We start from the raw sequence: 20,819 nt of genomic DNA on the forward strand, positions 1-20,819 counted from the left end.
ACCGGCAGTCGGAGCGCAGTGAGAGCGGCGGAAGAGCGGCGGAAGAGCGGCGGAAGAGGAGCGATCGATGACGAGTCTTCCCACCGGGTTCGCGCCCGCGTCGTACTGGATGGAGTCGGCCCCGGGCCCCGCGTATCCGGCCCTGGAACCGGGCCCCGAGCACGCCGTGCCCGAGGTCGAGGTCGCCGTCGTCGGCGGCGGCATCGCGGGGCTCTGCACGGCCTGGGAGCTGGCGCGGGCCGGGCGGCAGGTGGCGCTGATCGAGGCGGACCGGCTGGCCGCGGGGGCGACCGGCCACACCACGGCCAAGGTTTCCGCCCTGCAGGGCCTCGCCTACCAGGACATCCGCGCCTCGCGCGGCGAGGAGGCGGCGCGGCTGTACGCGGCGTCCCAGCTCGACGCGGTGGACCGGATCGGCCGGGTCGCCGCCGAGCTGGGCATCGACTGCGATCTGGAGCGGGCCCCGGCGTACACCTACGCCGAGAGCGAGGAGTCCCTGGACGCGGTGCGGGCCGAGGCGGAGGCGGCCGGGGCGGCCGGCCTCGACGCCTCGTTCACGACGGAGACGGATCTGCCCTTCCCCGTCGCGGGCGCGGTCCGGGTCCCGGACCAGGCCCAGTTCCACCCCCGGAAGTATCTGCTGGCGCTGGCCGAGGACCTGGTCGCGCGCGGCGGCCGGATCTATGAGAACTCGCGGGTCATGGGCCTGGGCGAGGGGCATCCCTGTCGTCTCACGACCGACCGGGGAGCGCGGCTCCGGGCCCGTGAGGTCGTGGTCACCACCGCCTACCCGATCTTCGACCGGGCGCTGCTCTTCCCCCGGCTGAAGGCGCGGCGCGAGCTGGTCGTCGCCGCGGTGCTGCCGGAGGACCGCGCCCCGCGCGGCATGTACCTCACGCCCGAGGACGACACCCGGTCGGTCCGTACCGCGCCCTACGGCGAGGGGCGGCGGCTGCTCGTGGTCACCGGCGAGAAGTTCACGCCCGGGGTGGGCAGTGCCGAGGGCCGCTACGAGCGGCTGATCTCCTGGACGCGGCGGCGCTTCCCGGGCGCCGAGCCCGCGTTCCGCTGGGCCGCGCAGGACAACTGGACCACCGACCACGTGCCGTACGTGGGCCCGCTGCACCCCGCCGCCCGGCACGCCTACGTGGCGACCGGCTTCGCCGGATGGGGCATGACCGGCGGTGTGCTCACCGGGCGGCTGCTCGCCGCGCGGCTGACGGGAGAGCCATTGCCGTGGACGGACCTCTACGATCCGCGGCGGCTGAACCCGCTGCGCGAGGCCCCGGCGCTGCTGCGGCTGCAGGGCGAGGTGGCGCGCCACTTCTTCGGCGACCGGATCTCCGGGGACGGCGCGGACGCGGTCGGCGACATCCCGCCGGGCGGCGGCGCGGTCGTGCGCGTCGGGGCGGGGCAGCGCGCCGTGCACCGTGACGAGGAGGGCGCGCTGCACGCCCTGTCCGCGCGCTGCACCCATCTGGGGTGCCTGGTGCGGTTCAACGACGCCGAGCGGACCTGGGAGTGCCCGTGCCACGGGTCCCGCTTCGGCGTCGACGGCAGCGTGCTGCAGGGCCCGGCGATCCGCCCGCTGGAGCGCTACGGCGACATCGACGAAGGCCATGGACCCGGCCCGGACGGGCACGACGGGCACGACGGGCACGACGGGCCGAAGGGGAAGGGTGAGCGGTGACCACCGGCACACGGAACACGGCCATGAGCGAGACGCCCGGCACGGCATCCGGCGCCGCGTCCGGTCCGCCCGGGCTGCCGGAGGCCCGCGGTCCGCTGTCCGCGGCGGTCCGTACCGCCCTGCCGCAGGCCCCGCCGCCGGGCGAGCTGCCGGAGGCCGGGGACGCCGACCCGTTCGCCGAGGACCTTCAGCTCGCGCTGTACCTCGCGTACGAACTCCACTACCGCGGCTTCGCGGGCGTCGACGAGGCGTGGGAGTGGCAGCCGGATCTGCTGCGGCTGCGGGCCGCGCTGGAGGACCGGTTCCTGGGCGCGCTGCGCGAGGCGGTGCCCGGTGGCGCGGACGTGGCCGGTGCGCTGGACGGACTGCTGGCCGAACCGCTGGACGCGCCCGGCGTCAGCCACCACCTCCAGCGCCGGGGCACCTGGGGGCAGATGCGCGAATATCTGGCGCACCGCTCGCTGTACCAGCTGAAGGAGGCCGATCCGCAGGCGTGGCTGATCCCCCGGCTGACCGGGCAGCCCAAGGCGTCACTGGTGGCGGTGGCGTTCGACGAGTTCGGGGCGGGCCACGGCGACCGGGTGCACGCCCGGCTGTTCGCCGAGGCGATGGCGGGGGCCGGGCTCGATCCGGGGTACGGCCGCTACCTGGACCACGCGCCCGCCGAGACCCTCGCCACCGTCAACCTGATGTCGCTGCTCGGCCTGCACCGCTCGCTGCGCGGCGCGATGGCCGGACACTTCGCCACCCTGGAGATCACCTCGTCGCCCGGCGCCCGGCGGCTGGCCCGGGCGCTGGAGCGGCTGGGCGCCGAGCCCCGGTGCGTACGGTTCTTCACCGAGCACATCGAGGCCGACGCGGTGCACGAGCAGTTGATGCGCCGGGACGTCATCGGCGGTTTCCTCGCGCAGGAGCCGGATCAGGCCCCGGCCGTCGTCTTCGGGATCCAGGCCACCGACTACCTGGAGGCCCGCTGGTCGGACCGCCTGCTCGGGGCGTGGGCGGCCGGCCGCCCGTCCCTGCGCCTGCCGCTGTGCGACGGCTGACCGCCGCGCGGCGGGGCGCCCGGGCCCGGCCTCGTTCGAGGGCTCGGTTCACCTCCGGGACGCCTCGGCCGGTGCGCCGCGCGCCTGACGCCGCGCCCGCTGGCGCAGCACGCGGCGTTCCTCCTCGTCGGTGCCGCCCCACACGCCGTGCGTCACACCGGTGTCCAGCGCGTAGGTGAGGCACTGGTGGATCACCGGGCAGCGGTGGCAGACCTCCTTGGCCTGGGCCTGCTGCGCCTGGGCCGCGGGTCCGGCCGCCCCCACCGGGAAGAAGAGTTCGGGGTCCTCGTCCACGCATGCCGCGCTCTGCCACCAATCCATGACTGCCCCTTCTGTGATGCGTCGTGGTGATTTCCCGCCTCGCCCACGCGGGTGTGCCGCATCCAATGGGTGGTCATGAGGGCACGCAGCCGACCTCGCGCACAAGGCTTGGCGGGCTTGACGGAAGTCGGGTTTCCCACCCCGGCGACCGCAAACGGGGTTGATCGCGCCAATACGGCGGCGAAGGCGGCGAGCGGCCGTCAGTCCCGTGCCGGGCCGTAACCGCCGCCGCCCGGGGTGTGGACCACGAGGACGTCGTCCACGCCGACGTCGGCCGCGTCGCAGCCCTTCAGCCGGTCCACCGAACCGTCGGCGCGCTCGATGAGGTTGGCGCCGAGCGCGCCCGGCGCGCCGCCCGCCATGCCGTACGGGGGGACGCGGCGGTGACCGGTGAGCAGGGCGACCGTCATCGGTTCCAGGAAGCGGATGCGGCGGGTGACGCCGTGGCCGCCGTGCCAGCGGCCGCGGCCGCCGCTGTCCCGCCGCACCTCGAAGCTCTCCACCCGCACCGGGTAGCGCCACTCCAGCACTTCGGGGTCGGTGAGCCGGGAGTTGGTCATATGGGTCTGCACGGCGTCGGCGCCGTCGAAGCCGTCGCCCGCGCCCGAGCCACTGGCCACCGTCTCGTAGTACTGGACGCGGTCGTTGCCGAAGGTGACGTTGTTCATCGTGCCGGAGCCCTCGGCCTGGACGCCGAGCGCCGCGTAGAGGGCGCCGGTGACGGCCTGGGAGGTCTCGACGTTCCCGGCGACCGTGGCGGCCGGGTACACCGGGGCCAGCATCGAGCCCTCGGGGATGCGGACCTCCAGGGGCTTCAGGCAGCCGCTGTTGAGCGGGATGTCCTCGGCGACCAGGGTGCGGAAGACGTACAGCACGGCCGCCATCACCACCGAGCTGGGCGCGTTGGCGTTGCCCGGCGCCTGCGGCGACGTACCGGCGAAGTCCAGGACGGCGGCGCGGCCCGTGCGGTCGACGGTGACGGTGACGCGGATGACGGCCCCGCCGTCCGTCTCGTAGGCGCAACAGCCGTCCCGGAGGGCGCCGACGATGCGGCGCACGGACTCCTCGGCGTTGTCCTGGACGTGGCGCATGTAGGCGTGCACGACGTCCAGGCCGAACTCGCCGATCATGCGGCGCAGTTCCTGGATGCCCTTCTCGTTGGCGGCGATCTGGGCTCGCAGATCGGCGAGGTTGGCGTCCGGGGCGCGGGAGGGGTACCGCCCGGCGGTCAGCAGTTCGCGGGTCTCACGCTCGCGCAGCGCGCCGTCCCGTACCAGCGGCCAGTTGTCGAAGAGGACGCCCTCCTCCTCGATGACGCGGCTGAAGGCGGGCATGGAGCCGGGGGTGATGCCGCCGATCTCGGCGTGGTGGCCGCGGGAGGCGACGAGGAACAGCAGTCGCGTCCCGCCGTCGTCGAAGACCGGGGTGACGACCGTGACGTCCGGGAGGTGGGTGCCGCCGTGGTACGGGTCGTTGATGGCGTAGACGTCGCCCGGCCGCATGGTTTCGCCGTTGCGCCGCAGCACCTCCTTGATGGACTCGCCCATCGATCCCAGGTGCACCGGGATGTGGGGGGCGTTGGCGATCAGGTTGCCGTCGGCGTCGAACAGGGCGCAGGAGAAGTCCAGCCGCTCCTTGATGTTCACGGAGTGGGCGGTGTTCTCCAGACGCAGGCCCATCTGTTCGGCGATGGCCATGAAGAGGCTGTTGAACACCTCCAGCATCACCGGGTCCACCTCGGTGCCGACCGCCGCCGTGCTCACCCGGGGCCGGACCCGGGTGAGCAGCAGATGGCCGCGGTCGCCCAGGGCCGCCTGCCAGCCGGGGTCGACGACGGTGGTGGCGTCGGCCTCGGCGATGACCGCGGGGCCGGTGAGGGTGTCGCCGGGGCGCATCCCGGCGCGTTCGTACAGGCCGGTGTCCTGCCACCGGCCCGCCGTGAACATCCGCGCGGTCGCCACCGGTGCCAGGGCGCCCTCCCTGGGCGGCGGTTCCACGGCGTGGCCGCCCGCCGGGCCCGCCGCGCCGACCGCCTCCACCGACACCGCCTCCATCACGAGCGGCTTGTCCATGGTGAAGGCGTAGCGCGCGCGGTGCGCCCGTACGAAGCCGTCGGTCATCACGGCGGCGGAGTCCAGCGGGACGGGGAGGGCCGCGTCGGTGCCCGCGTACCGCAGATGGACCCGGGCCGTGGTGCGCACGCTCTCCCCGGGAACGCCGTCGGCCAGCAGCTCGTCGCGGGTCCGGCCGGCCAGCCGCGCGCACAGCTCGCGCACCTGGGGCAGCGACTCCTCGCTCAGCTCCGTCTCCACGGCCTGCTCGCGCATGGCGGTGGCGTCGGCGACCCCGATGCCGTACGCCGAGAGCACCCCGGCCAGCGGCGGCACGATCACCGTGCCGACGCCGAGGGCGTCCGCGACCGCGCACGCGTGCTGGCCACCCGCGCCGCCGAAGCTGGTGAGCGCGTAGCGGGTGACGTCGTGACCGCGCTGCACGGAGATCTTCTTGACCGCGTTGGCCATGTTCAGCACGGCGATGTCCAGGAAGCCCGCCGCGACCTCCTCCGGGCCGCGCCGGTCCCCGGTCGCCTCCGCGATCTCCTCGGCGAGGCGGGCGAAGCGCTCCCGTACGGTGTCCGCGTCCAGCCGCTGGTCGGCGCGCGGGCCGAAGACCGCCGGGAAGTGGGCGGCCTGGATCCGTCCCAGCATCACGTTGGCGTCGGTCACGGTCAGCGGTCCGCCGCGCCGGTAGCAGGCGGGGCCGGGGACGGCACCGGCCGAGTCCGGGCCCACCTGGTAGCGGCGCCCGTCGAAGTGGAGCACCGAGCCGCCGCCCGCCGCGACGGTGTGGATGTTCATCATGGGCGCGCGCATCCGCACCCCCGCGACCTCGGTCCCGAAGACCCGCTCGAACTCGCCCGCGTAGTGCGACACATCGGTCGAGGTGCCGCCCATGTCGAAGCCGATGACTTGCGCGTGACCGGCCTCGGCGGAGGAGCGCGCCATGCCCACGACGCCGCCCGCGGGCCCCGACAGCACCGCGTCCTTGCCCCGGAAGTGCGCGGCCTCCCGCAGCCCGCCGTTGGACTGCATGAACATCAGCCGGATGCCGCGCAGCTCGGCGGCCACGTCCTCGACGTATCGGCGCAGGATCGGCGAGAGGTACGCGTCGACCACGGTGGTGTCGCCGCGCGAGACCAGCTTCATCAGCGGGCTCACCTCATGCGAACAGCTCACCTGCGTGAAGCCCAGCGCGCGGGCCGCGTCGCCCACCGCGCGCTCGTGCGCGGCATACCGGTAGCCGTGCGTCAGGACGACCGCGGCGCTGCGGAAGCCGTCGCGGCGGGCGCCGCGCAGCGCCTCGGTGGCGGCGCCGAGGTCCAGGGGGCGTACGACGCCGCCGTGCGCGTCCACCCGCTCGGGCACCTCGATCACCCGGTCGTACAGCGCCTCCGGCAGCACGATCCGGCGGTCGAACAGCCGCGGCCGGTTCTGGTACGCGATGCGCAGCGCGTCCCGGAAACCGGCCGTGACGACGAGCACCGTGGGCTCGCCCTCGCGTTCCAGCAGGGCGTTGGTCGCGACGGTGGTGCCCATCTTGACGACGGCGATCCGGTCGGCCGGAACCGGCTCGTCGGACCTGAGCCCCAGCGTCTGCCGGATCCCGGCGACGGCCGCGTCCATGGTGCGCTCGGGATGATGGGACAGGAGCTTACGGGTGACCAGGCGGCCGTCCGGGCGCTTTCCGACGACGTCGGTGAAGGTACCGCCACGGTCGATCCAGAATTCCCAGCGACCCGTCATCCCGCCATTGTCGCAGCGTGCGGGGGTGATGTGCCGAGTTCGACCGGTGTCGCCCGGGGCAGCGCGGCGAGCGCGGCCCGGCGTTCCCGCCCGTCGAGCAGCTGTCCGGTCCCCCGCACCCGGTGGCGGACCTCCCGCGCCGCCGGGTGCGAGGAGTCCGGGCAGCAGATCGGTACAGCGGTCCACGACCCAGCGCGTGCCGCGGGTCGCCATCCACCAGGCGCTCGACGGCCCGCGAGGGCTCCGGGCCGTCGAGCGCCGTGGACGGCGGGTCGCCCATGGCGACCCCGCGGGCCGTGAGCGCGGCGTGGGACTCCCGCGCCGGCAGCCGGTGCCCCAGCTCGCTCGGGTGCAGCCGGTCCACGCTCCACGCCGCACGGTCCGTGACCCAGCCGTGCCCGGTCAACTCCACGTGCACCGCGCCGTACCGGCCGGACAGCGAGTGCACCACAGCGGTGACGGCCCGCATACGGCGCCCCGGCGGCCGGGCGAGCGCGTCCGGCAGCCCCAGCATCCGGCCCGGGTCGGGCAGGCACGCGGTGAGCACCACCGTCCCGTCGGCGCGCAGCGCGCCGATCGTCGCGTCCAGGGCCTCGGCGACCCGGCGGATGTCGAAGGTGCCGCGCAGGCGGTCGTTCATGCCGACCACGACGGACGCGAGACGCGGACGGGCCCGGCGGGCGGCGGTCGGCCGCTCACCGGCCACGTCGGCGGCGAGCGCGCCGCTGCGGGAGACGTTGACGTAAGTCGACGGGCTCCCCGTGCGGCCCGCCGCCCACCCCCGCCACCCGCCGCCGGTCACGGGGTCCCCGAGCCCCTCGGTGAGCGAGTCGCCGAGCGCGGCGAACCGCGTGGTGGGCACGGCCGGGGCGGATGCGGCATCGCCGTCGGCCTCCGGTGCGGCGGGCTGCGGGCCGGTCGCCGCACCGGAGGCCGACGCCGAGGGGCAGCGGCCGTTCCCGGTCGGTACGGCCGGGCGGGCGGACCCGTCCGGGGTGGGGCGCGCCCCGCGTCGGGCGGCCGCCGGGCCGGAGGGGACCACGTGCCGGGGCGGTGCTGCCGGGCCCGGCGGCACGGCGCTCCCCGGGGCCGCCGTGCGGCCGCCGCCCGGGGCGCACGCCCGGTCGGCGGACTCGGCGTGCCGGGCCCGCTGGGCGACCGCGTCCGCGTCCGGGCCCGACGACGCGGACGCATCGGTGCCGGCGCCGCCGGGCCCCCGGGCGGCACCGCCCGGAACCGCTCGGCCGGACGCGCCCACCGGCGCCGGGATGACGGCGGACGGCCGGGAACCGGCGCGGCGGCGGCCTCCGCGAGCCGACCGGTCCGGGCGCCCGGGACCGTCGTACCGCCGGGCGTGGTCGCCGGACGCGGCCGACGGGCCGGGTGGGCGCCGGGTGCGCTCACCGGGCACCGCCGACCGTCGTGCGGGCCGGGGTACGGCCGTCGGGCCGGGGGCGGGGCGCGTCGTGGGCGGCCAGGAAGGCGTCGACCGCCGCGGGCCAGCCGTAGCGCTCGGCGCGGGCCCGGGCCGCGGCGCGGCGTACGGGCTCGGGGCGGGCCAGGACCTGGGCGACGGCGTCCGCGAACGCCGCCCCGTCGTCGGCCGCCGTCGCGCCCGCCGGGCCGACGATGTCGGGGAGCGCGGACAGGGCGCTGACGACCACGGGCGACCCGCACGCCAGCGCCTCCAGCGCGGCCAGCCCGAAGGTCTCCGCCGGGCCCGGGGCGAGGACGACGTCAGCGCTGGCCTGGAGCGCGGCCAGCCGGGTCCGGTCGCCGACGTGGCCGAGGAAGGCCGCCGGAAGCCCCTCCGCGCGGGCGCGGGCCTCCAGCCGGGCGCGCATCGGGCCGTCGCCCGCGACGACGAGCGCCGCCGGGACGCCGCGCCGCCGCAGTTCGGCGAGGGCGTCGAGCGCGCGGCCCGGCCGCTTCTCGGGCGACAGGCGGGAGCACATGGCGAGCAGGACCGCGGCGCCGCCCCGGTGGTGCTCGCGCAGGGCGCCGTCGTAGTGGGAGGGGTGGAAGTGGCCGAGGTCGACGCCCAGGGGGGCGCGTACGACATTGCGCGCGCCGATGCGTACGAACTCGCGCTCGGCCCACTCCGTGGTGCAGACGACCCGTGCGTACGCCCGCGCGGTACGGCGGTTCAGCCGGTCGGCCGCGCCCCGGGCGGCCGCCTCGGGCACGCCCCAGGTGCGCAGCACGGCGTCGGCGCTCTCGTGGGAGACCATCACGGCGGGCACGCGGGCGCGCCGCGCCCACTCCCCCGTCCAGCGCAGGGTGGTGCGGTCGGAGACCTCCAGCCGGTCGGGCGCGAGCCCGTCGAGCAGCCGGGCCAGCCGCCGCCGGTCGGTCAGCACCCGGTAGCCGCCGGTGCCGGGCACGGTGTGGCCGGGGAGGGTGATCACGCGGCCCTGGCGGGTGTGCTCGTCCGCGTCGCGCTCCCCCGGCACGATCAGGACGGAGTCGTGCCCGGCCGCCCGGTAGCCCGCGCCCAGCTCGCGCAGCGCGGTGCGCAGGCCGCCGGAGGAGGGGGTGACGAAGTTGGCGAGCCGGACGATGCGCAGCGGCCCGTGGGTGTTCCCGCTCATGCCGCCACCGCCGTACGGGCCATCAGGACCTCGGCGTAGTGGTCGATCAGCTGGTCGACGATCGCCTCCCAGGTGCGGCCCTGGACCGCCTCCCGGCCCGCCCGCCCGAGCGCGGCGCGCTTGCGGGGGTGGGCGGCGAGGAGGGACACGGCGTCGCGCACCTCGTCCGCGTCGCCGGGCGGCACCAGCAGGCCGGTACGGCCGTGGTCGACGAGGTCGAGCGGGCCGCCCGCGGCGGGCGCGACCACGGGCACGCCGCTGGCCTGCGCCTCCTGCACGGTCTGGCAGAAGGTCTCCTGCGGGCCGGTGTGCGCGAAGACGTCGAGAGAGGCGAAGACGCGGGCCAGCTCGGTGCCGGTCCGGCGGCCGAGGAAGCGGGCGCCGGGCATGGCAGCGCGCAGCGCGGGCTCGCTCGGCCCGTCCCCGACCACGACCACCCGGACGCCGGGCAGCGCGCACAGCGGGGCCAGCAGCTCGACGTTCTTCTCGGGCGCCAGACGGCCGACGTAGCCGACGATCAGCTCGCCCCCGGGCGCCAGGGAGCGGCGCAGCTCCGGGTCGCGGCGCGAGGGGTGGAAGCGCTCGGTGTCGACGCCGCGCGGCCACAGCGCGATCCGCGGCACCCCGTGCTCGTCGAGGTCGCGGGCGGCGGCGGTGGACGGGGCGAGGGTGCGGTCGGCGGCGGTGTGGACGGCCCGTATCCGGCGCCAGGCCGCGTTCTCGCCCGCGCCGAGGTATGTACGGGCGTAGCCGCCCAGGTCGGTCTGGTAGACGGCGACGGCGGGGATCCGCAGCCGCAGCGCGGCCGTCATCCCGCGCGCGCCGAGCACGAAGGGGCTGGCCAGGTGGACCAGGTCGCTGCGGTGCGCGGTGATCGCGGCGGCGAGCCGGCGGCTGGGCAGCGCGACCCGCACCTGCGGATAGCCGGGCAGGGGCAGGGACGGGATCCGGACGACGGGGAACGGATGCGCCCCGTCGATGTCCCCGGTCGCATCGGGCGACCCGTCGTGCGGGCCCGCGGGGGCGATGACGAGGGGTTGGTGGCCGCGCCGGTGGAGATGCCGGGCGGTTTGGAGCGTGCAATGAGCGACGCCGTTGATGTCGGGCGGGAAGGATTCGGTCACGATGGCGACTCGCATACCGGTGTTGTCGGCGTACGAAGGGTGGCCCCGGCATCGTGCACCTTGCGGGCCGTGAAACGTCCCGTGAGCGTTGGCCCTCGCGCCCGCCGAAGCCGGGCGAGTGCCGGAGGAACCACCCCAAACCCCACCCCGGCCGCGGGGATTACAGCCGACCACATGGCGTGAACCCATCGGTCACCCGTTCCGGCGGCCCCCGGCCGCCCCGGATGACGCCCCGCGGCCGAGGCCGGGGGTCAGACCCCGGCGGCGTCGGGGCCGATGCGGCTGCGGACCGCGTTTTGGACCTCCGCTTCCTCGGCCGGGTCGGTGGCCAGCCTGCGGAGCTGCTCCACGACGCGGGCGTCACCGGTGGCGGCGTGGCGGGCGGCGAGTTCGCGGGTGGTCTCCTCGCAGTCCCAGAGGCATTCGACGGCGAAGCCCGCGGCGAACGAGGGATCGGTGGCGGCCAGGGCGCGGGCGGCGCGGCCGCGGAGGTGGGAGGAGGCGGTCTCGCGGTAGACGTGGCGCAGGACGGGGGCGGCGCAGGTGATCGCGAGGCGGCCGGCGCCGTCCACGAGCGTCCACAACGCCTGGCTGTGCGGGCCCTCGGCCCGCACGGTGCGGCGGAGGGCGGCGAGGACGAGGCCCGCGTCGTACGGTCCGCCCCGGGCGGCGAGCATCGCGGCGGCCGCGGCGCCGAGCGCGTCGGGGCGGTGGGCCCAGATCCGGGCGCGGTCCAGGGCGGCGACACTGCGCATGCGTTCGAAGGCGCCGAGGGCGGCCCGGGAGACCGGCTCCGTTGCGTCCGGTTCGGTCACGGCGGCCTCGATCAGGTCCAGCACCTCGGGGTCGCCGGTATCGGCCAGGTGCCGCAGGGCGGTCGCGCGGGCGGCGTCCGGGGCCGACGCAGCGGCGGCCAGCAGCTCGGGCCGGTCCTCCGGACCGGCGACGGCGGCGAGACAGCGGGCGGCGGCGTCGGGGCGCCGGGCGCCGGGCCGCAGGTCGTGCTCCTGCTGGGCCCAGACCAGAACGTCGTGGACGCTCCAGCCGGGCCGCGGCCCGGAGGGGCGCAGCTGACGCTGCCAGCGGTCGAAGGCGCCCTGTTCCTGCGCGGCGCGCACGCGCGGGCCGTACACCGGGTCGTGGGCCCACAGCCGCCAGGGGCGGGGCTCGTAGGCGCCGCGCGCGGCGGCGGCGAGTTCGGCCTCGCCCTCGGGGGTCTCGGGGAAGCGGCCGAGGACGGCGGGGGCGAGGGCGCGCAGCCCGGCGTCGTCGTCGCGCAGGGCCAGCTCGTCCAGGGCCCATTCCCAGTTGCCGCCGACGGCCGCGTACCGGCGCAGCAGCCGCAGCGCGTCGAGCCGGTCGTACGCGGCGAGGTGGCCGAGGACGGCGAGGGCTAGCCCGGTGCGCTCCTCGTCGGTGTTCACCAGGTCGTCGGGGTGGAAGAGGTGCTGTTCGATTTCGTCGAGGTCCGCGTCGAGGTCCAGGCAGAGCCGGGCGTAATAGAGGGAGCGGTTCTCGACCTGCCAGTCACGGCGGGGGTCGTGCAGCACACAGTGGTGCAGTGCCGCGAGCGCCTCGGCCCGCGGCGCGGCGAGGGCATGCAGAGTACCGTCGCCGCGGCCTCGCTGGAGGAGGCCGAGGAGGGTACCGCTGGGCGCTATGTCTGGATCGAACATGAGGTCAGCATCCGGTGCGGGGGGTTCGCTGGCAACGGGATTTCCGTCGACCGGCATTCTTGCCGGTGTCCTGGCGCCATATGCCGGATGAACACCTGGACGGAGGGAATCCCCGAGCGCCGCAGCCTACCCGGAACCGGATACTCCACCCAGCCGCGCCCGATGTGCCCCAGGAAAGCCAATGACATATGCCAGAAGCACCACCGAATCGGGTATGGCCAAACGACTTACGTGACGTCGCGGCCTGTGCGAAAGTCGTTACCGGTCCTTACCCCATCAGACCCGGCAGCGCCGCGCCGTACCGGCCCGTATCGGAGAACATATGCCGTCCCCCCGCTCCGCGGACCATCCCGCCGCCCCGTCGCCCCAGCGCGGCACGGTCGAAGCGCTCATCACGCAGACCCGGCGGCTCCGCGGCGGCGTCGCCGCCGTGCGGCGCGACACCACGGCGGACCTGAGCGGCACGGCGGACGAGACCCAGCTGCGCTGGCAGCGCGCCCTGTGCGATCTCGCCGTCCACCATCTGGACGATCTCGGCCGGCATCTGGACCAGCTGCGCGAGGGGCTGCCGTCCGAGCGGCCGGAGGAAGCGGGTGAGGCGGCTGCGGAGGAGAAGCCTCCGGACGAGTACGCGACGGGGCGGGACGCGGCCGGGCGGGAAGCCCCGGAGCAGGTCGCTCCCCAGCAGGGCCCCGGCCACGGCACCGGCTCGCTGCTCCACCGCGTCGGCAGCGCCGAGTGGAATCTCCTCACCGACGAGGTGACCTGGTCCGACGAGCTGTGCCAGATCTTCGGCCGCGCCCCCGAGGAGGGCGGGCTGTCCCTGGACGAGTTGCCCTCCTGGGTCGTCGGGGACGATCAGGCGGTGCTGACCGCGATGGTCACGGACTGCCTGGTGGACGGAAAGCCGATCGACGGCGAGTTCCGGGTCGTCCGCGCGGACAACGCCGTCCGTACGGTGCACATGGCGGGCGAGCCCGTGCTGGACGCCGGCGGCAGCACCGCCTCCATGTGGGCAGTGCTCCGCGATGTGAGCGAGCTGCGCCGCAGCGAGCGGGCGGTGCGCGAGTCCCGCGACTCGCTCCAGCGCCAGCGGCACCTCGCCCGCAGCGAGCGCAGGCTGGCGGTCGAGCTGCACGAGGCGGTCCTGCCGCCGTGGCGCGGCTCCGCGCCCCTCGCGCGCGGCGGGCGGCCCGCGGGCACCGCCCTCGACATCGCCTCCCACTACTTCCCCGCCGCGAACAGCGCGCTGATCGGCGGCGACTGGTACGACGCGCTCGAACTGCCCGACGGCGGGACCCTGCTCAGCGTCGGCGACCTCACCGGCCACGGTGTCGCCGCGACCTCCGGCATGGCGATGGTGCTGGGCGCGGTGCGCGGCATGGCGGTGGCCGGGATCGAACCGGGCCCGCTCATGGGGCGGCTCAACCAGCTGCTCGACGTCTCCTCCCAGCCCGCCCTGGGCAGCGCCGTCTGCGGCCGGTACGACCCGGCCACCCGCACCCTGGTGTGGTCGCAGGCCGGGCACCCCGCCCCGCTGCTGTTCCGCGACGGGGCGGGGCGCGCCCTGCGGCCCCCGGCCGGTGTGCTGCTCGGCGGCACCACGGGCGCCACGTACGCCCAGGCCGAGGAGCGGCTGGAGCCGGGCGATCTGCTCCTGCTGCACGCGGGCGGGCTGACCGCGGACGCCGGGGACCCCTCGGTGACGGCCGAGCGGCTGCTCGGGCTCGCGCCACGGTTCGCCGCCGCCCGCGGCACGCAGGAATGCGTACGGGTGGTGGCCGAGGAGTTCGACGACGAGCGGCGTGAGGGCGACGCCTGCGTACTGCTCGCGATGATCGGCTGACACGAGCGGACACAAGCTGATACCAGCGGACACAAGCGGACACGAGCCGATAGGGCGGGCCGCCGCCGCTAGACGACCGTGCTCTTCGCCGCCCCGCCCGCCCCCTTCGTCCCGCCTCCGGCTCCCTTCTGGTGGCCCAGCCCCCTGTGCATGGTCTGCTGGATCTCCGCCCGTAGCTCGCGGACCGCGGCGGACGAGGCGTACGGCGCGGTGAGCCGGTACATCTCGCGCAGCCGGTCCCAGGTGCGGTGCGAGGAGTTCTGCTCGATCGTGGCCAGCGCCTGCCGGGCGGAGGCGGCCCCCTGCTCCGGGTCGCCGCCGATGAAGCAGGCCGAGGCGATGGAGATGTGGTCGAAGATCTGCGACCGCTGCCGGCCGCCCTCCCGCATCCGCAGCGCCTCCATGGCGTGCTGCTGCGAGACGCCCGCGACGCCCGGTTCGTGCTCGGCCAGGGTGCGGTAGACCAGCCCCTGCATCCCGTGCAGATCAGCCTCGTTGAACAGCTGCATCCAGCTGGGCGCGGGGCCCCGGTCCTGGTCGGAGACGAACAGCTCCTCCGCCTCCCCCAGGGTGCGGCGCACCGCCTGGCCGTGCCCCTTCGAGGCGTGCGCCCAGGCCTCGATGGCGCGGAACATGGCCCGGGTGCGTGGCAGTGCCTCGTCCCCCGCACCGGACGACGCCAGCTTCATCAGCTCGAGCGCGTCGTCCGGGCGGCCGATGTGCACCATCTGCCGGGCGGCGCGGGACAGCGCCTCGCTCGCCCGCGGCCGGTCGCCGCCCTCCCGGGCCGCGTGCGCGGCGATCAGGAAGTACTTCTGGGCGGTGGGCTCCAACCCCACGTCGTGGGACATCCAGCCGGCCAGCACGGCCAGGTTCGCCGCGACGCCCCACAGTCTGCGCTGCAGCGCCTCGGGATGGCGGTAGGCGAGCATCCCGCCCACCTCGTTGAGCTGGCCCACCACGGCCTTGCGCTGCAGCCCGCCGCCGCGGGCCGCGTCCCAGGCGCGGAAGACCTCGACCGACGTCTCCAGTGCGTCGATCTCCTGGGAGCCCACGGGGGCGGCCTCGTAGCGGTCGAATCCCACGGGCTCGGCGGAGAGGGGGTTGTCGGAACGGGGCGCGTCGAGGGAGAGGGTGGGATCGGAGAGCAGCCATTCGCTCATGGCACCGGTGATGGCGGATCCTGCGGCGAGCGCGGCGCCCGCACCCACCAAGCCGCGTCGGTTGAACATAAGGTCCATTCCCGTGAATTCGGTGAGGACCGCGGCCGTGGACTCGGGCGGCCAGAGCAGCCCGTCGGCGGACTGTCCCTTCCCCGCGCGGCCACCCCGTCCGAATCCGAGGTCCTCGATGGTCACGACTCGACCGAGGCGCTCGGTGAACAGGACCGCCAGCACCTTGGGCACCGGATCGCGCGGCGTCTCGCCGGTGTCGATCCAACGCCGCACCCGCGAGGTGTCGGTCGCCAGCTGCGGGTGGCCCATGGCCGCCGCGCGCCGGTTCACGAGCCTCGCGAGCTCTCCCTTGGACCAGCCGGCCAGGCCGAAAAGGTCCGCAAGACGGGTGTTGGGTTCCCTCGTCACGTCAAGCCCCCAGGGTCCTCGGCTGGCTTGACAGTAACGGGCCCGTCACGTGCGGTGCGACTATTCGCCAGGGTTCGCCAGGGTCCGCCAGATGGTGTGCCACCCGCGCACGGGTGTGATGTAGAAGCGCGCTCCCCGGCCCGGTGGCGGTTGGAAAATGCCAGCCGGAAAAGCCAGTTGGAAAATGCCAGCCGCATTCCCCAGGGTGCGGCCCCGCCCCGGGGCCGGGAGCGTACGCACATCGTCGGCACACGAAGGGATCTGTCTCGCCCATGTACGCAGCGTCGTCCTCCGTGTCCGCCCCGCCTCGGCCGTACCGGCGGCAGCTGCCCGGCAATGGGCCGTACCTCGATCCCGCTTCCGGCGGCCGCGCGCGGCGGACCGCCGCCCCCGGCTCCGTGCCGCCCGGCGGAAGACTCGACGTGTCCGGTCCTCAGGGTGCCCAGTTGCGCACCGCCATCGCCTCGGTCCATCGCATCTGCCCGGAGTTCAACCCCGTTCAGGTGCTCCGGCGCAGCGGGCGGTCCGTCCTCCTGCTCGGTTCGACGGGCCGCACCACGGCGGTCGCGAAATGCCTGCTGGACCACTCCCCTGCGTGGGCCGAGCGGTTCCGCCGCGAGATAGCGATGTACCGGACGTTCGTACGACAGCGTCCCCCGGTCCGGGTGCCGCGGCTGATCGCCGCCGATCCCGACAACTGCGCGCTGGTCATCGAGCGGATGCCCGGGCGGGTCGCGGCCGCGCAGCGCCATCCCGCCGAGGCGCCGCCGCGCGCCGATGTGCGCGCCGCGCTCGGCGCGATCTGCCGGATCAATCAGTGGCGGCCGCCGGGGGACCTCTTCGACGCCCCCGTCGACTACGCCGCCCGGCTGTCCCGCTACCACGATCTGGGGCTGCTGACCGACCGGGACATGGGCGATGTGCGCAAGCTGCTGCGCGGTATCTCGCATACGGCGGGGCGGCAGTTGCCGACCCAGTTCTGCCACGGCGACGCCCTGTTGAACAACGTGCTGCTGTCCCCCTCGGGCGCGGTGCTCATCGACTGGGACCACGCGGGCTGGTATCTGCCCGGCTACGACCTGGCGACGCTGTGGGCGGTGCTGGGCGACGCCCCGGTGGCCCGGCGTCAGATCAGCCAGCTCGCGCAGGCTGCGGGCCCGGTCGCGCGGGACGCCTTCCTGGTGAACCTGATGCTCGTCCTCACCCAGGAGATCCGCCGGTACGAGACCGCCGTGCAGCGCACCATGCAGGATCCGGCGCCGGTGGTGCCGGGCGTGATGGCCGCCGGTGAGGAGCAGCGGCTGCTGCTGCGGCGGCTGCATGACGACTGCGGCCTGGCCCGGCGCGCCGTGCGCGCCGCGGTGGGCACGCGCTGACGTGCGAACCCTCGTTCGCGCGACGGTGATTGACGGATCGCCCGGCAGCGGATAGCTGTTAGCCGTGCTCCTGCCTCCTGGGAGGCGAGGCACGGCCAACGGTTCGGCTCAGCCCACCTCGAGGAGGCTGCAATGCCAGGATCCGCACAGGACAACGCCCACGACCCGGACAGGGGCACGGACAAGGGCACGGACAGGGACGCGGACAGACCCGGCCCCGGCCCCAGCCGGAGGACGGCGCTGCGGACCGCGTCCGCCGCCGCGTCCGCCGCCTTTCTGCTCCCGGTCGTCGCCGCGTCCCCGGCCGCCCGGGCCGACCAGCCGCCCTCGGGCGGCGCCCCGGACCCGTCCCCGGACGGGTCCGGGGCGCTGCAACGGGCCTTCGCGGCGGCGGCGAAGGAGCACCGGGTGCCGCTGAGCGTGCTGCTGGGCGTGTCGTATCTGCAGTCGCGCTGGGACGGCCATCGCGGCGCGCCCAGCGTCACCGGCGGCTACGGGCCCATGCACCTCACCGACGCCTTCACCGCCCTCTCCGCGGCCCCGCACCACAGCCAGGGCACGGAGGACGCCCGCGGCGACCAGGCACGGCCCCTGCGGGTGCCGGAGGCCTCGGTGCCCGAGCCGAGGCAGCTGCCCGCGCGGCTGCGCACGCTGGACCGGGCCGCGGAGCTGACGGGGCTGTCCGCCGCCGCGCTGCGCGGCGACGCGGCGGCCAATGTGCGCGGCGGGGCGGCGCTGCTGGCCGCCGAGCAGAAGAAGCTGGGGCTACCGCCGAGCGAGGACCCGGCGGACTGGTACGCGGCGGTGGCGGCCTATTCGGGTGCCGACAGCGCCACGGCGGCCGCCGTGTTCGCCGACGACGTCTACGACGTGATCCGCGGCGGCGCGGCGCGCACCACGGGCGACGGTGAGCGGGTCACCCTCGACGCCGCCCCCCAGGTCACCCCGGACCGGCGGCAGCTGCGGTCGCTCGGCCTGCCGGACCCCAAGCGGGATCCGCACGTCGAGGCCCCTGACAACGTGTCGTGCGAGTGGATCCCGGCCCCCTACGAGCAGTTCGGGGACAACGACTACGGCAACCACGACCTGGGCAACCGCCCCCTGTCCCAGATGATCGACTACATCGTCATCCATGACACCGAGGGCTCCTGGGACACCACCATCAAGCTGGTCCAGGACCCGACGTATGTCTCCTGGCAGTACACCCTGCGCTCCTCCGACGGCCATATCGCCCAGCATGTGCCGCTCAAGGACGTCGCCTGGCACGCGGGCAACTGGTACGTCAACGCCAAGTCCATCGGTCTGGAGCACGAGGGCTTCCTCACCGCGCCCGACGCCTGGTACACGGAGGCGATGTACCGTTCGTCGGCCCGGCTGGTGAAGTGGCTGGCCCGGCGGTACGGCATTCCGCTGGACCGTCAGCACATCCTGGGTCACGACAATGTGCCCGGCACGACCGCCACCACCATCAAGGGCATGCACACCGACCCGGGCCCGTACTGGGACTGGGCGCACTACTTCACCCTTCTCGGCGCCCCCTTCCACCGCACCGCGGGCGCCTCCGGGGGGCTGGTCACCATCCGCCCGGACTACGACACGAACGAGCCCGTCTACACCGGCTGCGAGCAGGCGGGCCAGGAGTGCGTCCCGCACGGTTCGTCCGCGGTGCGGCTGCACACGGCGCCGAGCGACGACGCCCCGCTGGTGAAGGACATCGGGCTGCGGCCGGACGGCGCCGACTCGACCACCGGCGTCAACGACACCGGCGCCCGCGCCACCACCGGCCAGCAGTTCGCGGTCGCGGGGCGGCAGGGCGACTGGACGGCGATCTGGTACCTCGGCGGGCGGGCGTGGTTCCACAACCCCCGGCGGCGGCCCACGGCCGTCCACGGCAAGGGCCTCGTGGTCACGCCGAAGGCGGGCCTGACGGAGGTCCCGGTGTACGGGCGCGCCTACCCGGAGAAGGAGGCGTACCCGGAGGGCGTACCGGTGCAGGCGGTCTCGCCGCTGCCGTACAAGCTGCTCGCCGGGCAGCGGTACGCGCTGGGGCTCAAGACCCAGGGTGAGTATCTGTGGGCGACCACCTTCGACGAATCCGGTCACATCGTGGTGCGCGGTCAGGACATCTACTACCAGATCCAGTTCGGGCACCGGGTGGCGTTCGTCCGGGCCGCGGATGTGCGGGTGCGGCATTCGGGGCACTGAGCCGATACGTCAGCCGCGTGCTGTGAAGCGGTAGGTGCGGCCGCCGCGGGCCGCGAGCGTGACCGTACGGGCACCGTCACGGGTGTTGTCGCGTACGGCCGCCTCGTGGCCCGTGGCGCCGTCGTGGAGGGCGTACGGGCGCGCCCGGTGGGGGTCCTCGCCGCGGTAGTCGGGGTGGCTGTCGGCGTAGTCGGTCCCGGCGGCGAGGACGAACCAGGCGCCGCGGGCGCCGGTGACGGTGAGCGTGCCGTCCGCCCCGGCCGTCACGGTGCCGCCGTCGCACACCACCCGCACCTGGGCCTCGAAGCGCAGCCCGTTGTCCGCCAGCGCGCCGCGGATCGTCAGCCGCCCGTCGTGGGCGGTGACGTGGTGGTCGCCGGGGCGCGGGGAGGTGTGGCGCAGGGTGAAGGCGACGGGGCCGGGGACCGTGCTCAGCCGTCCGGCGATCACCCGATCGGGGTACGAGGCGAAGAACTCGCGCCGGTGCCGCGCGCCGTGGGCGGTGTACTCCACGAGGGCCACGCCCCGGGCGATGTCGAGCCGTCGGCGGTAGCTGTCCGGGGTTTCGGGCGCGCCGGGGATCTCCAGCCACAGATCGCCGAAGGTCTGGTAGGCGCCGTAGCGGATGCGGGGCTGTCCGAGCCGGGCCGCCACGTCCTCGGGGGCGGCCGTGCCGTGCGCGTCGATCAGCCGCTGGACGGCCGCGAGGGCGCCCGGGCGCGGCTCACGCCAGTTGCCGTGGTCGTAGGGCGGGGCGTCCGGGCCGCCGGGGCCGCCGGGGCCGCCGGTCCATAACGACTTCTCGTTGAACTGGATCCGCTCCCGGGCGACCCCGCCGAAGACCATGGCGCCGAGCGTGCCGTTGCCGATGGGCAGCGCCTCGCGCTCCCAGTCCGCCGCGGGGGTGTCGTACCAGAGCGTCCGGCGGGCCATCGGGATCGTCCCGTCAGCCCTGCTGGAACATCTCCGCGGGCAGCGGCTTGAGCAGCCGGTACAGATCGTCGGTGATCGGCCGGTCCCAGCTGGCGATGGTGACGAGGACGCCGTCGCTGCGGTCGAACTGGGCGCAGGAGATCCGTCCTTCGGACAGCTTGATCCGGCGCACGATGAGGAGGTTGTCGTCGTGCATGACCGGGGTGTCCTCGGTGTCCACGACCTGCACCGGCTCCTCGTTGCCGAGGGCGGCCAGCAGCTGGGTCACCTCGAACGGGGCCTGGTCCTCGGCCACCTCGCGGGCCGGGGAGCCCTCGGGCAGATTCCCGATGATCATCGCCGGGCCGCGGCCGCCGAAGAGGTCGTAGCGCAGGAAGACGCCCTGGCAGGTGCCGTCCGGGGCGGGCAGCAGCCCCGCGCCCAGATCGCCGGGCCAGTCCCCCGGATCCATGGCCAGGACATCGAAGTCCGGCCCGGTGGGCGTGGCGGCGCTGCGGCGGCGGAGGAAGGACATGCGGACATGGTACGTGGCCCGCGACCGGTCCCCCTGCCCGGGAGCACCGTCTTTCCCGCCCCGAAAACCCCCTGCCCCCGGCGCCGTGGATCCGGTCACGAGACCGCCGCC

At 75.1% G+C, this 20,819-nt stretch carries 14 protein-coding genes; 5 read left to right on the top strand and 9 right to left on the bottom strand.

The window, feature by feature from the left end; translation table 11 throughout:
• Positions 1-67: 67 nt before the first annotated feature.
• Both ASC60_RS30170 and ASC60_RS30175 read left to right on the top strand, forming a co-directional pair.
• A complete protein-coding gene (locus ASC60_RS30170) occupies positions 68-1,690 on the top strand; it encodes an FAD-dependent oxidoreductase (RefSeq protein WP_055556498.1) in 1,623 nt (540 codons plus the stop codon).
• A gap of 23 nt (positions 1,691-1,713) precedes the next feature.
• A complete protein-coding gene (locus ASC60_RS30175; RefSeq protein ID WP_055556609.1) occupies positions 1,714-2,736 on the top strand; it encodes an iron-containing redox enzyme family protein in 1,023 nt (340 codons plus the stop codon).
• A 48-nt stretch (positions 2,737-2,784) separates the two neighbouring features.
• On the opposite strand, the gene ASC60_RS30180 is transcribed toward ASC60_RS30175, so the two are convergent.
• The 6 genes from ASC60_RS30180 to ASC60_RS30205 form a co-directional block, all read right to left on the bottom strand.
• Positions 2,785-3,057: a WhiB family transcriptional regulator gene (locus ASC60_RS30180; protein WP_055556500.1), complete on the bottom strand. Its 273-nt coding sequence runs from the start codon at positions 3,055-3,057 to the stop codon at positions 2,785-2,787.
• Positions 3,058-3,257: 200 nt separating this feature from the next.
• A complete protein-coding gene (locus ASC60_RS30185) occupies positions 3,258-6,860 on the bottom strand; it encodes a hydantoinase B/oxoprolinase family protein (RefSeq protein WP_055556502.1) in 3,603 nt (1,200 codons plus the stop codon).
• Positions 6,769-8,118, bottom strand: coding sequence for an SGNH/GDSL hydrolase family protein (locus tag ASC60_RS43370; RefSeq protein WP_234357198.1), 1,350 nt, complete (start codon positions 8,116-8,118; stop codon positions 6,769-6,771). Before ASC60_RS43370 ends, ASC60_RS30185 begins: the two co-directional genes overlap by 92 nt.
• A 142-nt stretch (positions 8,119-8,260) precedes the next feature.
• On the bottom strand, positions 8,261-9,451 hold the full coding sequence (locus ASC60_RS30195; RefSeq protein ID WP_055556503.1) for a glycosyltransferase: 1,191 nt from the start codon (positions 9,449-9,451) through the stop codon (positions 8,261-8,263).
• Entirely contained in the window at positions 9,448-10,590 is a 1,143-nt protein-coding gene (locus ASC60_RS30200) for a glycosyltransferase family 1 protein (RefSeq protein ID WP_055556505.1), read from the bottom strand. The genes ASC60_RS30195 and ASC60_RS30200 overlap by 4 nt, the downstream gene beginning before the upstream one ends.
• Positions 10,591-10,826: 236 nt before the next feature.
• Positions 10,827-12,251: a hypothetical protein gene (locus ASC60_RS30205; protein ID WP_055556507.1), complete on the bottom strand. Its 1,425-nt coding sequence runs from the start codon at positions 12,249-12,251 to the stop codon at positions 10,827-10,829.
• A 322-nt stretch (positions 12,252-12,573) separates the two neighbouring features.
• Between ASC60_RS30205 and ASC60_RS30210 the strand changes: the two genes are divergently transcribed.
• Positions 12,574-14,097 carry a PP2C family protein-serine/threonine phosphatase gene (locus tag ASC60_RS30210; RefSeq protein ID WP_055556509.1) on the top strand — a complete coding sequence of 508 codons (1,524 nt, stop codon included), beginning with the start codon at positions 12,574-12,576 and terminating at the stop codon, positions 14,095-14,097.
• A gap of 68 nt (positions 14,098-14,165) precedes the next feature.
• On the opposite strand, the gene ASC60_RS30215 is transcribed toward ASC60_RS30210, so the two are convergent.
• Complete coding sequence (locus ASC60_RS30215) at positions 14,166-15,680, bottom strand: hypothetical protein (protein WP_055556511.1); 1,515 nt, start codon at positions 15,678-15,680, stop codon at positions 14,166-14,168.
• A 272-nt stretch (positions 15,681-15,952) separates the two neighbouring features.
• Between ASC60_RS30215 and ASC60_RS30220 the strand changes: the two genes are divergently transcribed.
• Both ASC60_RS30220 and ASC60_RS30225 read left to right on the top strand, forming a co-directional pair.
• On the top strand, positions 15,953-17,056 hold the full coding sequence (locus tag ASC60_RS30220; protein ID WP_055556513.1) for an aminoglycoside phosphotransferase family protein: 1,104 nt from the start codon (positions 15,953-15,955) through the stop codon (positions 17,054-17,056).
• Between the two features lie 132 nt (positions 17,057-17,188).
• On the top strand, positions 17,189-19,261 hold the full coding sequence (locus ASC60_RS30225; RefSeq protein WP_055556515.1) for an N-acetylmuramoyl-L-alanine amidase: 2,073 nt from the start codon (positions 17,189-17,191) through the stop codon (positions 19,259-19,261).
• A gap of 9 nt (positions 19,262-19,270) precedes the next feature.
• On the opposite strand, the gene ASC60_RS30230 is transcribed toward ASC60_RS30225, so the two are convergent.
• Both ASC60_RS30230 and ASC60_RS30235 read right to left on the bottom strand, forming a co-directional pair.
• Positions 19,271-20,194 carry a glycoside hydrolase N-terminal domain-containing protein gene (locus ASC60_RS30230; RefSeq protein WP_370592980.1) on the bottom strand — a complete coding sequence of 308 codons (924 nt, stop codon included), beginning with the start codon at positions 20,192-20,194 and terminating at the stop codon, positions 19,271-19,273.
• 13 nt (positions 20,195-20,207) lie between these two features.
• The gene (locus ASC60_RS30235; RefSeq protein ID WP_055556516.1) at positions 20,208-20,708 is read right to left on the bottom strand and encodes a hypothetical protein; all 501 of its coding nucleotides are present in this window, start codon (positions 20,706-20,708) and stop codon (positions 20,208-20,210) included.
• Between the last annotated feature and the right edge of the window lie 111 nt (positions 20,709-20,819).

The organism is Streptomyces sp. NBRC 110028 (genome assembly GCF_001417735.1).
Lineage (GTDB): Bacteria > Actinomycetota > Actinomycetes > Streptomycetales > Streptomycetaceae > Streptomyces.